The organism is Pseudomonas aegrilactucae (assembly GCF_019168305.1).
Taxonomy (GTDB): domain Bacteria; phylum Pseudomonadota; class Gammaproteobacteria; order Pseudomonadales; family Pseudomonadaceae; genus Aquipseudomonas; species Aquipseudomonas aegrilactucae.
Map to the genome: position 1 here is coordinate 1 of NZ_JAHTBI010000093.1, position 14,322 is coordinate 14,322.

Genomic DNA, 14,322 nt, shown 5'->3' on the forward strand with positions numbered 1-14,322 from the left:
CCTAGGGGCGGCGTTGTTGTTTATCGGTCAGGCCATTACTTCTGCTTGACGCCTTCGAGCGAGATGTCCAGGTCTACGGTCTGCGAGGTAGGGCCTGGGCCTTTGACACCGAAGTCGCTCAGGTTCAGCGTGGTCTTGGCGTTGAAGCCAGCACGTTCGCCGCCCCATGGGTCTTTGCCTTCACCGTTGAAGGTAGCCTTGAAGGTCACCGGCTTGGTCACGCCGTGGAAGGTCAGGTCGCCCGTCACGTCAGCGGTCTTGGCACCGGTGGATTTGACGGCAGTGGAGACGAACTTGGCGTCGGCGAATTTCTTCACGTCCAGGAAGTCGGCGCTGGCGATGTGCTTGTCACGCTCGGCGTGGTTGGACCACAGGCTGGCGGTCTTCACGTCGACGGCGATCTTGCTGGCTTCAGGCTTGGCTGCGTCCCAGCTGAAGGTACCCTCCCAGTCCTTGAAGGTGCCGTGGACGTAGCTGTAGCCCAGGTGGCTGATTTTCCAGTCGATGAAAGCGTGCTGGCCTTCCTTGTCGATCGTGTAGTCGGCGGCCATGGCCTGGCCGGCGGTGAACAGGGCGGTACCGAGCGCCAGAGCGGCAAAAGTCTTTTTCAACATTACTTCTATTCCTTTGGAGTTGAGGTTGAACATCAAGCTTTGCGGCCCAGCATGCGGATCAGGGTCGCGTCACGGTCAATAAAGTGGTGTTTCAGGGCTGCCAGGCCATGCAGCCCGGCGAAGATCACCAGGCCCCAGGCCAGGTAGAAATGAATTTCGCCGGCAACGTCCGCCTGGTCAGGCAGGCCGCTGATCAGGGCCGGCACCTCGAACAGGCCGAATACCGGGATACCGGCACCGTCGGCGGTGGAGATCAGGTAACCGGTGATCATCACACCGAACAGGCCGAGGTACAGCAGGCCGTGGCCGGCCTTGGCAGCGAAGCGGGTTAGCGCGCCGTGGTTGGCCGGGGCCGGCGGCGGCGGGCTGATGAAGCGCCACAGCACACGGCCGAGCATGATCGCCAGCAGGGTCAGGCCGATGCTCTTGTGCAAGTCCGGTGCGGTATGGCGCCATGAACTGTAGTAGTCCAGCCCGACCATCCACAGCCCCAGGCCGAACAGGCCGAAGACCGCCAGGGCCACACCCCAGTGCAGGACGATACTGATCACGCCGTAGCGCGAAGGAGAGTTGCGCAGTTGCATTGCCGTGTTTCCCTGTAAGAACTGTGCTCAAGACTAAACGGTTATCTATCGAATTAAAGCGGAAAATTTCGCTTTGAAAGATCGAGAAATATGATGATTAGTGTGTAACGAGCAGGTTAAGGAAACATTAACTTGGCGGGTAGGATTTACTGTGGCCCCTTCGCTGGCAAGCCCACACAGGTATAGCGCAAGCCTTGAAAGCAACGCGATACCTGTGGGAGCTGGCTTGCCAGCGAAAGGCTCAACGCATTACTGCGTCTTGGCCTGGCTGTTGGCAGCAGGCTTTTTGGCCACTGGCTTGGCCGCCGGCTTTTTCACCGGCTGGGCCTTGGCCGCTGGCTTCTTGGCTGGCGCAGCCTTGGCCGGCGCTTCCTTGGCCACTGGCGCAACCGCAGCAGATGCCGGGGCCGCCGCAGGCGCTGGCGCTGGCGCCGCTTCAACCGGCTTCACCGCTGCTTTCTCCAAGGGCTTGTCGCCGCCACCGAACAGCCGCGAGAAGAAACCGGGCTTGCCCTCTTCCTTCTTCACCGGCGCCGCCTTGGCCGCCTTGTCGGACGAACCACCGAACAGGTTGGAGAAGAACCCACCCTTGCCGGCGTCCTTCGCAGCTACCGCCGCCACTGCCGCACCGGCCGCCACGGGCGCGACCTTGGCCGGGTCGAAGGATTTGCCCTGGGACATGCCCACTACCTGCTCGGCCGCGCGCTGGCCGCTGCGCAGCGCGCCCTCCAGGGTGCCCGGGTACAGCGCGTCGGTGTGCTCGCCGGCAAACGCGATGCGCTGCACCGGGCGCTCCCACAGGCGCCAGAACTTGCTGATCTGCCCTGGACCATAGGCCAGGTAGGCACCACCGGTACCGGCGTCGGTGCTGTAGCGACGCACCTCGTAGCCGGTGAACGCACCACGTGCCTGCGGGTAGAACGCATGCAGGCGGATCAGCACCTGGTCGACCATCTGCTTGTCGCCGAACGCCTGCAGCAGGCGTGCGTTGTCGCCGGACAGGTTGATCACCACGTTGGCGCCACCCTTGAGTGCCGGCTCGATCCACAGCATGCCAAGGCCGGTGTTGCTGTAGATCTCGCCGGACATGCGTGCGCGGCTTTCCCATACCGGGGTCTTGAACTTGAGCATCAGCTGGTCGCGCCAGCCGTAGTTGGTGCCCTTGAGCGCCGCCAGGTGCTGGTTGTCCAGGCCCGGGGTCATCTGGATCCTGGCCAGTGCGCGCAGCGGTACCGCCAGCACCACGTAGTCAGCGCTGTAGCCCACGGCGCCGACCTTGACGGTGACGCCGTCCTTGTCCTGGATGATCGCGCTGACCGGCGAGCTGGTCTTGATGGTCTTCAGTTGCTTGACGAAGGCCTGCGCCAGCACCGGGCTGCCGCCAGGCAGGCGGGCGGCACGCAGGTCGCGGTCATTCACACCGCGGTACACGCGAGTCTGCTGCGCGAAGTACAGCAGCGACAGGCGCGAGGGCTCATCGTAGCGGGTGCGGATCTGCTGGTTGACCAGCTGGCGCGCGGTGGCCGGCAGTTGCAGCTTGTCCAGCCAGTTGGACACGTTGATCTGGTCAAGGGCGAACAGCGTGCTGTTGGCAGCCGGGTTTTGCGGGTCGCTGATCGAGCGCGCCAGGTCGTCGAGGGTCTTCTCGTAGCGCTTGAGGGCTTCGGCCGTGGCTGGCTGCCGGGTGGCAAGGTCGGCAGCGTTGAAATACTCGCCATCGATCAGGTAGCCAGGCGTGCGCACAAACTCCGGCGCCGGCAGCGTGGTCAGCTTGAAGGTGTCCAGGTACTGGTTGAGGGTCGGCTGGGCCTTGCTGTTGCCGATCCACTCGCTGGTGGCTAGGCCCGAGCGCCCGCCCATGCCCGGCTTGGCTTCCAGCAGGGTCACCTGCCAGCCCTTGTTTTGCAGCTCATAGGCGGCGGTGAGACCGGCCAGGCCGCCCCCGACGACGATGGCCGTCGGCTGCTTGGCAGCCGCGACGGCGCCCGCGCTGAACAGCCCTATCATTACCAGCGCGCAGGCGCGCAGCCAACCAGCAGACATTCGGCGAACTCCGGATCAAAGGCAGAAAATGCGGGGCGAACACCCCGGAAAAAACGTGGGTGAAGGATACGTCAGGCCCGTCGGGCCTGCCACTAATGCCCGCACCGATTGTGCCTTATGGGTTGTCCTGCCCCCACGCATTGCATAGGCTTGCGCGGTTACCCGAACCCGCGTCGCCAGGAGAGAGCCCATGGGCCTGAATCAACAGTGGATGGAACGTGACCTCAAGGTCCTGTGGCATCCCTGCACCCAGATGAAAGACCACGAGCACCTGCCACTGATCCCGATCAAGCGCGGCGAAGGCGTTTGGCTGGAGGACTTCGAAGGCAAGCGCTACCTCGACGCGGTGAGTTCCTGGTGGGTCAACGTGTTCGGCCATGCCAACCCCAAGATCAACCAGCGCATCAAGGACCAGGTCGACCAGCTCGAGCACGTGATCCTGGCAGGCTTCAGCCACCAGCCGGTGATCGAGCTGTCGGAACGCCTGGTCAAGCTCACGCCCGAAGGGCTGAACCGGTGCTTCTACGCCGACAACGGCTCGTCGTGCATCGAAGTGGCGCTGAAAATGAGCTTCCACTACTGGCTCAACAAGGGCCAGCCGGACAAGAAGCGCTTCGTCACCCTGAGCAACAGCTACCACGGCGAGACCATCGCGGCGATGTCGGTGGGTGACGTGCCGCTGTTTACCGAAACCTACAAGGCCCTGCTGCTGGACACCCTCAAGGTGCCCAGCCCGGACTGCTACCTGCGCCCCGAGGGCGTGAGCTGGGAAGACCACTCGCGCACGATGTTCGCCGCCATGGAGCAGACCCTGGCCGAACACCACGCCACCCTCGCCGCGGTCATCGTCGAGCCACTCATCCAGGGCGCCGGCGGCATGCGCATGTACCACCCGGTCTACCTCAAGCTGCTGCGCGAGGCGTGCGACCGCTATGGCGTGCACCTGATCCATGACGAGATCGCGGTGGGCTTCGGGCGTACCGGCACGATGTTCGCCTGCGAGCAGGCCGGCATCCGTCCCGACTTCCTGTGCCTGTCCAAGGCATTGACCGGCGGCTACCTGCCGCTGGCCGCCTGCCTGACCACCGACGAGGTGTATGGCGCGTTCTACGACGACTACCCGACCCTGCGCGCGTTCCTGCATTCGCACAGCTACACCGGCAACCCGCTGGCCTGCGCGGCAGCGCTGGCGACCCTGGACATCTTCGAGCAGGACAACGTGATCGAGGCCAACAAGGCCCTGGCTACGCGCATGGGCACGGCCACGGCGCACCTGGCCGATCACCCGCACGTGGCCGAAGTGCGCCAGACCGGCATGGCCCTGGCGATCGAGATGGTGCAGGACAAGGCCACCAAGACCGCCTACCCCTGGCAGGAACGCCGTGGCCTGAAGGTGTTCGAGCACGCCCTGACCCGTGGTGCGCTGTTGCGGCCGCTGGGCAGCGTGGTGTACTTGCTGCCGCCGTATGTGATCACCCCCGAGCAGATCGATTTTCTGGCCGAGGTGGCCAGCGAGGGTATCGACATCGCTGCGCGCAGCAGTGTGAGCGTGGCAGTGCCGGCCGATTTCCATCCCGATTTTCGCGATCCGGGCTAAACAGCTTCGCTGGCAAGCCAGCTCCCACAGGGATCAACGCTGTCCTTGTGGGAGCTGGCTTGCCAGCGAAGACGCCCGCACATTCAACGCATATTCAGAGTTCCAAGATGAGACTGTCCCGCTTCTTCATCGACGCCCCCCTGAGCCTGGGCGAACACGACCTGCCTGAGGCCCAGGCCCACTACATCGGTCGCGTGCTGCGCATGGCGCCGGGCGATGCCGTGCAACTGTTCGACGGCAGCGGCCAGGAATTCCTGGGCGAACTGCTCGAAGTCGGCAAGAAAAGCGTGCGCGTCACGCTCGACCAGGCCCTGCCCGGCCAGGCCGAATCGCCGCTGCACGTGCACCTGGGCCAGGGCCTGTCCCGTGGCGAACGCATGGACTGGGCCATCCAGAAAGCCACCGAACTGGGCGCCAACCTGATCACTCCGATCGTCAGCGAGCGCTGCGAAGTGCGCCTCAAGGACGAGCGTGCCGACAAGCGCCTGGCGCACTGGCGCCAGGTGGCGATCAGCGCATGCGAACAGTGTGGGCGCTCGACGGTGCCCACCATCACCTCGCCAGTGCTGCTGGCCGACTGGCTCAAGGCCTGCGACGAAGACCTGAAACTGGTGCTGCACCCGGTCGCCGAACCGCTGCTGAGCCATGCCAGGCCGGCCAGCCTGGCGTTTCTGATCGGCCCCGAGGGTGGGTTGTCGCAGGCCGAGGTGGAGCAGGCCAGGGCGGCGGGTTTTCATGCCGCGCGCCTGGGGCCGAGGGTGTTGCGTACCGAGACCGCGCCGGTGGTGGCGCTGGCGGTGGCGCAGCAGCTGTGGGGCGACTTCTAGACTGCGGCGCGGCCTTCGCTGGCAAGCCAGCTCCCACAGACTTTTGTGCCGTTTGCATAAACCTGTGGGAGCTGGCTTGCCAGCGAAGGGGCCCTCACATCCGCTACAGCACGTAGAAGAAAATCGCGATGAAATGCAGCAGGCTCCCGGCAATCACGAACAGATGCCAGATCCCATGCCAGTGCCGAAAGCGGCTGTCATAGGCGAAGAAGATGATGCCGATCGTATAGAACGCCCCGCCCGCCGCCAGCCACGCAAACCCCGCCGTGCCCAGGCTGGCCAGCAACGGCTTGACCGCCACCAGCACGATCCAGCCCATCACCGCATAGATCACGATCGACAGCACGCGCGCCTCCGAGCGCGGCTTGATCTCCTGCAGCATGCCGATCAGCGCCAACCCCCACACCACCCCGAACAGGCTCCAGCCCCACGGCCCGCGCAGGCTCACCAGGCAGAACGGGGTATAGCTGCCGGCAATCAGCAGGTAGATCGACAGATGATCGAGCTTGCGCATGATCACCTTCGCCCGCCCGCGCACGCTGTGGTACAGCGTGGAGATGCTGTACAGCAGCATCAGCGTGAAGCCGTAGATCGACAGGCTGACGATTTTCCAGGGGTCGCCCTGCAACGCCGCGACCACCAGCAACCAGACCGCACCGATACCGGCCAGCACCGCGCCGACCAGATGGGTCCAGGCATTGAAACGTTCACCGTGGTACATGCAACCAGGTCCTCCTCAGAGTGATTCGTGCCCCCACCCTACACAAGCACAGCGTCGGTTGCATTACGCTGTTGGTCCTAGGCGCCAGCCGTCTGCAACAGCTGTTCCAGGCCTGGCAGGTCGGGTACCCGCGCCACCTGCTCGCCCACCTGCACCGCCGCCAGCTCCAGTGCCGCCAGCGGCACGTCGACGTAGTTGAGCTGGCTGTCGAGCTTGCATGAGCGCGGGATACCCTGCACCAGCAGGGCGAAGAAACGCCGCGGGGTATCGCCCAAGGCATTGAGCACCACGATACGGGCACGCTCGCCGACCTGGGTGTGACCACCGCAGGCCGCCTCGAAACTGAGCAGCGGCAAGCGCTGGCTGCGCCAGTCGATCCAGCCGAGCAACCAGGCCGGCTGGTCGGGCAATGCAGTGCACGCCTGGTAACCGATCAACTCGGCCACCGCCACGTTGGGCAACACCAGGCAACGGTCGCTCAAGGGCAGCAGCAGTCCGGTGAGGGTATTGCGCCGGCTGTTGCGCGACGTCTGTTCAAGCATGCGGAGTGCTCCAGCGGGCGATGCTCTGCAGCAGCACCGATTCCTGATAGGGCTTGCCCAGGTAGTCGTTGACGCCGATCGCCATGGCCCGGTCGCGGTGCTTGTGGCCGGTGCGCGAGGTGATCATGATGATCGGCAAGTCCTTCAGGCGGGGGTCCTGGCGTACCTGGGTGGCCACCTCGAAGCCGTCCATGCGCGGCATCTCGATGTCCAGCAGCAGCACGTCGGGACGGTGCTCGGCCAGCACGCTCATCGCATCGACACCGTCCTTGGCCGTGAGCACGTTCATGCCGTGGCGCTCCAGCAGACGCCCGGTGACCTTGCGCACGGTGACCGAGTCATCCACCACCAGCACCAGCAGTGGCCGCGCCAGCGCACCCGGATGCGGTTCGATGCGTGGGCGGGCACCGCCACCGGCCAGTGTCGACAGTTGCAGGTGCAGGCGACGCAGTTGCGCCAGCAGGTCGAGAATCAGCACCACCCGGCCGTCGCCCAGCAGCGTGGCCCCGGCCAGCCCGTGCACCCCGGCAAACTGCGGGCCGAGGCTCTTGACCACGATTTCACGGCTGGTGGCCAGGCTGTCGACCTGCACCGCGAACTGCTGGTCGTGCGCGTGCACCAGCAGCACCGGCAGCGGCAGGCTCTGCCCCAGCAGGCGCGGCTGCACCTCGCCCTGCAGCAAGTGGCCGAGATAGCGCAATTCGTAGCGGTGCCCGGCATAGCGGTAGTGCGGCGGGTCTTGCTGGTAGCAGGCTTCCAGCTCCGCCGGCGGTACACGCACCACGCCCTCGATGGTGTTCAGCGGCACCGCGTACTGCTCCTCGCCGTAGTGCACCATCAATGCACGGTTGACCGACACGGTGAACGGCAGGCGGATCAGGAAGCGCGCGCCCTTGCCCGGCACCGAGTTGATCACCATCGAGCCGCCCAGTTGCTTGACCTCTTCGTGCACCACGTCCATGCCCAGGCCGCGCCCGGAAATCTGCGTGATCTTCTCGGCGGTGGAGAACCCCGGTTGCAGGATGAACTGCATCACCTCGTGGTCGCTGAGTTCGGTGGCCGGGTCCAGCAGGCCCCGCTTGATCGCCTTGCGCCGTACCGCGTCGAGTGGCACCCCGGCACCATCGTCGGTCATCTCGATGACGATGTCGGCGCCTTCGTGCAGCAGGTTCAAGGCAATCGTGCCCTGCTCCGGCTTGCCGGCAGCCAGGCGTGCTTCGCGGGTTTCCATACCGTGGTCCACCGCGTTGCGCAGCATGTGTTCCAGTGGTGCGACCATGCGTTCGAGCACGCTGCGGTCCATTTCGCCTTCAGCGTTGCCCACCACCAGCTCGACCTGCTTGCCCAGCTCGCTGGCCACCTGGCGCACCACCCGCTGCAAGCGCGGCACCAGGCGTTCGAACGGCACCATGCGGGTGCGCGTCAGGCCTTCCTGCAGGTCGCTGTTCACCCGCGCCTGCTGTTGCAGCAGGCTGTAGGCGTCGTGGGCGCGCACGGTCAATGTTTCCTTCAGGTCGAGCAGATCCGAGGCCGATTCGAACAGCGCGCGCGACAACTGCTGCAGCTGGGAATGGCGGTCCATTTCCAGCGGGTCGAAATCATCGTAGCCCAGCGCGTCGCCTTCGCTCTGCTGGCGGCTGAGGATGCGCCCCTGGGTTTCGGTGTCGAGCCGGCGCAACTGGTCGCGCATGCGCTCCAGGGTGGTTTCCATCTCGCTCAGGGCGACCTGCGCGTCGTTCACCTGCTGCTCGATGCGCCCGCGGATGATCGAGTTCTCGCCCGCCAGGTTGCCCAGGTCGTCGAGCAGCTCGGCGGTCACCTTGACCATGTCGGCCGGTGCGCGCTCCGGGGTCGGCGCTGGCGTTTCGGCAGGCACCGCCTCGACCTGAGGTGCAGCGGCAGCCGTGTCGCTGAGCGCGGCGCTGCTGAAGTTGCGGATGTAGTCGATCAGCGCGGTGGCGGCATGCAGTGGCTGGTGCAGGCGCACCGCATCGAGCATATGCGCCAGGCGGTCGTGGCAGTTCTGCAGCAGGCTGAACAGTGCAGCGCTGGGTTGCAATTGCCCGGCGGCCAGGTGCTCGTAAAGGAATTCGAGTTCATGGGCCAGGTCGCCGATCGGCGCGATCTCGACCATGCGCGCACCGCCCTTGAGGGTGTGCAGGTCGCGCAGCAGGTTTTCCACCTCGACCCCGTTGCGCGGCTCGGCCTGCCAGCGCAGCAACGCGGCCCCGGCGCTTTCGACGATGTCGAAGCCTTCTTCGAGGAAAATTTCCAGCAACTCCTTGTCGCCGTCCTGGTTGCCAGGCGCAAGGGCCTTGCCCGACGCATGGGGCGCGCTCACCGCATGACGGAACTCGCGCAACGCAGCCAACTGCTCCACCACCAGCGCCGGCGCCTCGCCGTGCTGCAACTGCTCGAACAGGCGCCCGAGCAGGGCATGGCTTTCGCCCAGCAGGCCCAGCACCAGCGAACCCGGCGGGTAACGACGCTCGAGTAGCCCTTCGTAAAGCGTTTCGAGTTCCTGCGCCAGTACCTCGACCGCGCCGATGCCAGCCAGATGGGCGCCGCCCTTGAGGGTTTGCAGATCGCGCTGCAACGACGCCAGCGCCGAGCCGTTGTCGGGGTCGGCGCTCCAGCGCGCCAGGGCCTGGTCGGCGCCCTCCAGAATATCGCGGGCCTCCTCCAGAAACAGCTCGACCACCTCGCTGCCCAGCGCCTGGTGCTGCAGTTGACGGGTGGCCTGGGCCAGCTCGGTGATCCCCCCTGGCGGCTCACCCTGGCTGCGCACCAGGCCCATGGCCTGCGGGTCGAGCCCTTCGTCCAGCAGCTCGCGCAAGGCGTGCAGGCGCTGCGGGCTGGCGTCCACTTCCTGGCCGGCGGCAATCTGGTCGAGCATATCGATCAGGGCTTCGTGGGCGAACTGCGCCTCCCGGAAAAACCGCTCGCTGACCGCCAGGCTGCTTTCCTCGACCGCGCCGTACAGGTCCAGCAGCGCCTCGCACAGCTCATCCACCTGCCACAGGTCGGCCAGGTGCGCGCTCTGCCCCAGGGTGGTCAGTTCATCCAGCAGCGCGCTCAGTTCCTGACGCTCGCCGGGGTGTTCCTGCCAGCGCTGCAACAGCGTCTCGGCATCCAGCAGGATATCCATGCCCTGGGCCAGGAAGCTGGCGATCAGTTGCGGGTCGCGGCGTACCCGCACACCCTGGCTGGGCGCATCGCGCAAGGCCTGCAGACGGGCGCTGACCACCTGGTCGATCTGTTCGATGAGGATCTGCGCGCCGGCGAGGGGCGCCAGCGGGGTGCTGTCGAGCTGGTCCAGGCCACGGCGCAGCAGGGGCTCGGCCATTTGCAGCAGGTACAGTTCGTCCAGGTCCAGGCCCAGCTGGTGCGCCTTGAACTCGCGCGCCAGCAGGTCCAGCGCGCCCGCCAGCTCGGCGATCGGCACCACGCCGGCCATCGCTGCACTGCCCTTGAGGGTGTGCAGGGCGCGTTGCAGGGTGTCGCTGACCGGCACCGGCAATTGCGCCTCGGCCCCCAGCAGGAATTCATCGATGCTGGCCAGGTGGGTGCTGGCCTCGTTACGGAAGATGTCCAGCAGTTGCGGGTCGATGGCCTCGGGCGGGGCACTGTGACCCTGCGCGTCGTTCATCGCCAGCGCATGCAGACGTACCGCCAGGCGCTCCACATCGGCGTGGGGCGGGGTCTGGGCATTGGCGAATTCGAGCAGCAGCAAGGGCAGCCGCACGAGGGCCTGCTCCAGCCCTGCGAGCACCTCGCGGCTGGCCTGCACGCGGCCTTCGAGCATGCGATTGAGCAAGTGCTCGGCGGCCCAGGCCAGTTCCGCCAGCACCTGCGCGCGGACCATGCGGCCACTGCCCTTGAGGGTATGAAAACCGCGGCGCATTTCCACCAGCACCTCGCGCGCCGAGGTCGCTGCCCGCCACTGCTGCCAATGGACCTGCAACTGGTGCAGTACCTGCCGGGCCTCTTCCAGGAAGATCTCGCGCAGGTCATCGTCCAGCGCCGCTTCGGTCGCATCCGCCGGGGCCACCGGCAACGCCGGCGGCAGGCTCGGGAAGCCCAGTGCAGCCAGCGATGCCTGGGCGCGCCCGAGCAACCCTTCAAGGCCCGCCAGGGGATCGATGCTCAGCCATTGCAGGTAGTATTCAAGGCTGCACAACGCATCGGCCAGATGGTCCAGTGCGATGCTGTCGGGCAACTGTTCGGCCTGCAGCAGGTGCGTCTCGACATAATCGTTGCAGCCACGCACCAGCGCCGCCGCCCGCGGCAGCATCAGCATCGCCAGGGCGCCACGGATCTGCGTGAACAGCCCGGGCAAGGGTTGCAGGCGCAGGCGCTCCCAGCCCGCCTCCAGGCAATCGGCGATCAGGTCCTTGGCCTGCAGCAGCACGCCGTGGGCCTCGTCCAGCACCCGCTGGCGAATGTCGTCCAGGTCGGTGCCGGGCAGGGTCGCCTGGCTCAGCGACTCGATCGAGCCGACCATGCCGCCCAATGTCGCCTCGACGTACAGCAGCGCACCGGCGATATCCATCAGCAGCGCATCGTCTGGCGCCCGCTGGCCCAGCGCCAGGGCCTGCAGCACCGTCACCTGATCGACGATCACCCGGCGCGGCTGGCCGAAGCCGAGCACCGCCAGGGTATCGGCGATCTGGCGCAACGGCGCCAGCAGCGGCGCCAGGGCCTCGAGCTGCTGGCGGTCGCCACGCACGAACAGGTCCAGGCGTTCCTTGATGCGCACCAGGTCCTCGCGCACGGCCAGCACCACCGAACGCATCGCGTCGCGGTCGGGCGCGGCGGTGAAGTGGTCGCGCAGGGCGCCCAGCGAGGTGTCGAAGTTGGCAAGGTCAGCGGCGCCTTGCGAGCCCTGGCCGCTGTCGGGCGTTGCCAGCGGCTCGGCACCGCGTGCGCCGCGCAACTGGTTGAGCAGCGGCATCACCACCAGCGGCAGGTCGCGCCGCGCGCTGCGCAGGCGCTCCAGGTAGAGCGGCAGTTGCTCCAGCGCGCGAAACAGCGCGCCCAGCGCATCGCCGCGCGAGGCCACCCGCCCCTGCCCCAGCATCAGCGCCAGGGCCTGCATTTCGTCGGCGAGCAGGCTGGCGCCTTCGAGCTCGAGCATCACCAGGCAGCCGCGCACCGCGTGCAGCGGCGTGCTGAACGCCTCCAGCGCGCCGGCGTCGGTCGGGGCGCCGGCGTAACGTTCCAGTGCCTGGCGCGCCAGGCCCAGGCACTCGCCGATGGGGCCCTTGACCCAGGCCAGGGCCACCGTGTCGTGTCGGTCAGCCATACGCACTTCAGTAGCCATAATGCCCACGCGCCAGATCAGCGCGGCTCCGTGGTTGGCGGCAAGGTGAACCCGGAGACCGAACGATGCATCTCGCTGGCCATGCGCGCCAGGTTGCCGATGCTCTCGGCGGTCGCGGTCGAGCCCGATGAGGTTTGCGAAGTGATCTGCTGGATCACTGCCATGGTATGGGAGATCTGCCCGGCCGATGAGGTTTGCAGCTGCGCGGCATCGGAGATGCTGTGGATCAGCTCGGCCAGGGTCTGCGACACGCCCTCGATCTCGGCCAGGGCCACTCCGGCGTCCTGCGCCAGGCGGGCGCCGCGCACCACTTCGGCGGTGGTCTGCTCCATGGAAATCACCGCCTCGTTGGTGTCGGCCTGGATCGCGCGCACCAGCGCCTCGATCTGGCGCGTGGCCGACGACGAACGCTCGGCCAGGCGCTGCACTTCATCGGCCACCACGGCAAAGCCGCGCCCGGCTTCACCGGCCATCGAGGCCTGGATCGCAGCATTCAGGGCCAGCATGTTGGTCTGGTCGGCAATGTCGTCGATCAGGCTCACGATGTCGCCGATTTCCTGGGACGACTCGCCCAGGCGCTTGATGCGCTTGGCGGTGTCCTGGATCTGTTCGCGAATATTGTCCATGCCGTTGATGGTGTTGTGCACCACCTCGTTGCCCTTGTTGGCGATGGCCACCGAACGCTCGGCCACCTTGGCCGACTCGTAGGCGTGCCCCGAGACCCGGTCGATCGACTCGGCCATGTCGCCCACCGCGATCGAGGCATCGGTGATCTGTTGCGCCTGGTGCTCGGAGGCCTTGGCCAGCAGGTGGGCGGTGGTCTGGGTCTCTTGCACGGCACTGGCCACCTGCTCGGCACTGAGGTTGATGGTGGCCACCAGGTCGCGCAACTGGTCGATGGAGTAGTTGATCGAGTCGGCGATGGCCCCGGTGAAGTCCTCGGTGACCGAGGCGGTGACGGTCAGGTCGCCGTCGGCCAGTTCTTCGATCTCGTTGAGCAGGCGCATGATGGCTTGCTGGTTACGCTCGTTCTTTTCGGCGGTTTCGCTGAGCTGGCGGTTGGTTTCACGCACCATCACCAGGCCGATCAGGATGATCGAGGCCAGCGCCAGCAGGCCCAGCGCGTAGCCACCCACGGTGTCGAGGGTGCGCCCGGCGGCGAGGTTTTCGAACCCGCTGGCCAGGCGCGAGGCTTCGTCGAGCTGGGTTTGCGACAGGCTGAAGATACTGCTGGCGGCCTCGCGCACGCGAAACAGCTCGGGCGAGGTTTCGAGGATCTCGTCCACGGAGCCTGCCACGAACTGGAACAGCTCGGCGATCTCCGCCAGCCGCGCACGGGCGTCGGGGTCTTGCACGCGCGTCACCTGGATCGCCGGGGCACCGCCGAGCATGCCGTCGAGCACCTGGCCGAAACGGCTGGCGTCGCGCCCGAAGACGTCGGCAGCCTGCACCGCGGTATCGTCGCCGGCCAGCACGGTATTGACCGAGCCGAGGATGCGCTCGGCCAGCAGCGACTGGCGCTGGGCCACGGCCACCTGGCCGGCCGGGGCGCCGCTTTGCAGCAGGATCTCGACGACCTTCTCGTACTCCACCTGCAACTGCGGCACGGTCTCGGCCAGGGTCGCCGCCACCTGGTGCAGCGACAGCACCGTCTGCTCGCTGGCCAGGATCGCGTCGCTGCTGGTGCGCAGGCTCTCCCAGTCACGCTGCACCGCGTTCATCTCGCCACGCACGGCGGCAGGCGCAGGGGGCAGGCCAGTGGCCGGGTCGCCCTTTTTCAGGTAACCCCAGCGCTGTTCGAAATCATTGCGCGCATCCTTGAGCAGCTTGAACGCCACCGCCTTGCCGGCAGCGGCTTCGGTGGCGTACTTGGCGATGCGCTGGGACAGCACGCGCAGCTCGCCGGCATGGCCGATGTACTGCTTGTCGTAGTTGGCCTGGGTGTTGAGGTAGGCGAAATTGGCGAACAGCAGGATGATCGACAGGATCAGCACGATGAACAGGGCGGCGATCTGCGCACTGCTGCGCGAACCCTGGATGGAGGGGCGGGTCTTGAACGTGGTCACAGGTC

8 protein-coding genes and 2 pseudogenes are annotated in these 14,322 nt (G+C 66.4%); 2 read left to right on the forward strand and 8 right to left on the reverse strand.

What is annotated here, in order from left to right:
• Positions 1 to 35: 35 nt before the first annotated feature.
• From KUO17_RS22545 to KUO17_RS22555, 3 genes are all read right to left on the reverse strand, one after another.
• Complete coding sequence (locus KUO17_RS22545; protein ID WP_217977798.1) at positions 36 to 614, reverse strand: YceI family protein; 579 nt, start codon at positions 612 to 614, stop codon at positions 36 to 38.
• Between the two features lie 32 nt (positions 615 to 646).
• On the reverse strand, positions 647 to 1,198 hold the full coding sequence (locus tag KUO17_RS22550; RefSeq protein WP_217977799.1) for a cytochrome b: 552 nt from the start codon (positions 1,196 to 1,198) through the stop codon (positions 647 to 649).
• A 249-nt stretch (positions 1,199 to 1,447) separates the two neighbouring features.
• The gene (locus KUO17_RS22555) at positions 1,448 to 3,241 is read right to left on the reverse strand and encodes a flavin monoamine oxidase family protein (protein WP_217977800.1); all 1,794 of its coding nucleotides are present in this window, start codon (positions 3,239 to 3,241) and stop codon (positions 1,448 to 1,450) included.
• A 190-nt stretch (positions 3,242 to 3,431) separates the two neighbouring features.
• On the opposite strand from KUO17_RS22555, the gene KUO17_RS22560 reads away from it, so the two are divergent.
• Complete coding sequence (locus KUO17_RS22560) at positions 3,432 to 4,838, forward strand: adenosylmethionine--8-amino-7-oxononanoate transaminase (RefSeq protein WP_217977801.1); 1,407 nt, start codon at positions 3,432 to 3,434, stop codon at positions 4,836 to 4,838.
• Between the two features lie 107 nt (positions 4,839 to 4,945).
• The gene (locus KUO17_RS22565; protein WP_217977802.1) at positions 4,946 to 5,665 is read left to right on the forward strand and encodes a 16S rRNA (uracil(1498)-N(3))-methyltransferase; all 720 of its coding nucleotides are present in this window, start codon (positions 4,946 to 4,948) and stop codon (positions 5,663 to 5,665) included.
• 103 nt (positions 5,666 to 5,768) lie between these two features.
• On the opposite strand, the gene trhA is transcribed toward KUO17_RS22565, so the two are convergent.
• The 5 genes and pseudogenes from trhA to KUO17_RS22585 form a co-directional block, all read right to left on the reverse strand.
• A complete protein-coding gene (gene trhA / locus KUO17_RS22570; protein WP_217977803.1) occupies positions 5,769 to 6,386 on the reverse strand; it encodes a PAQR family membrane homeostasis protein TrhA in 618 nt (205 codons plus the stop codon).
• Positions 6,387 to 6,463: 77 nt separating this feature from the next.
• Positions 6,464 to 6,928, reverse strand: coding sequence for a chemotaxis protein CheW (locus tag KUO17_RS22575; RefSeq protein WP_217977804.1), 465 nt, complete (start codon positions 6,926 to 6,928; stop codon positions 6,464 to 6,466).
• Positions 6,921 to 7,295, reverse strand: a pseudogene (locus tag KUO17_RS27330) (response regulator); the annotation flags it as partial. The pseudogene KUO17_RS27330 and the gene KUO17_RS22575, both read right to left, overlap by 8 nt.
• A 138-nt stretch (positions 7,296 to 7,433) precedes the next feature.
• Positions 7,434 to 12,251: pseudogene (locus KUO17_RS22580) on the reverse strand (Hpt domain-containing protein); the annotation flags it as partial.
• Between the two features lie 17 nt (positions 12,252 to 12,268).
• On the reverse strand, positions 12,269 to 14,317 hold the full coding sequence (locus KUO17_RS22585) for a methyl-accepting chemotaxis protein (protein WP_217977806.1): 2,049 nt from the start codon (positions 14,315 to 14,317) through the stop codon (positions 12,269 to 12,271).
• Positions 14,318 to 14,322 lie beyond the last annotated feature (5 nt).

Bases quoted from the DNA above. Each gene is read 5' to 3' on its own strand.
- KUO17_RS22545 (WP_217977798.1), bottom strand. From the start codon at position 614: ATGTTGAAAAAGACTTTTGCCGCTCTGGCGCTCGGTACCGCCCTGTTC.
- KUO17_RS22550 (WP_217977799.1), bottom strand. From the start codon at position 1,198: ATGCAACTGCGCAACTCTCCTTCGCGCTACGGCGTGATCAGTATCGTC.
- KUO17_RS22555 (WP_217977800.1), bottom strand. From the start codon at position 3,241: ATGTCTGCTGGTTGGCTGCGCGCCTGCGCGCTGGTAATGATAGGGCTG.
- KUO17_RS22560 (WP_217977801.1), top strand. From the start codon at position 3,432: ATGGGCCTGAATCAACAGTGGATGGAACGTGACCTCAAGGTCCTGTGG.
- KUO17_RS22565 (WP_217977802.1), top strand. From the start codon at position 4,946: ATGAGACTGTCCCGCTTCTTCATCGACGCCCCCCTGAGCCTGGGCGAA.
- trhA (WP_217977803.1), bottom strand. From the start codon at position 6,386: ATGTACCACGGTGAACGTTTCAATGCCTGGACCCATCTGGTCGGCGCG.
- KUO17_RS22575 (WP_217977804.1), bottom strand. From the start codon at position 6,928: ATGCTTGAACAGACGTCGCGCAACAGCCGGCGCAATACCCTCACCGGA.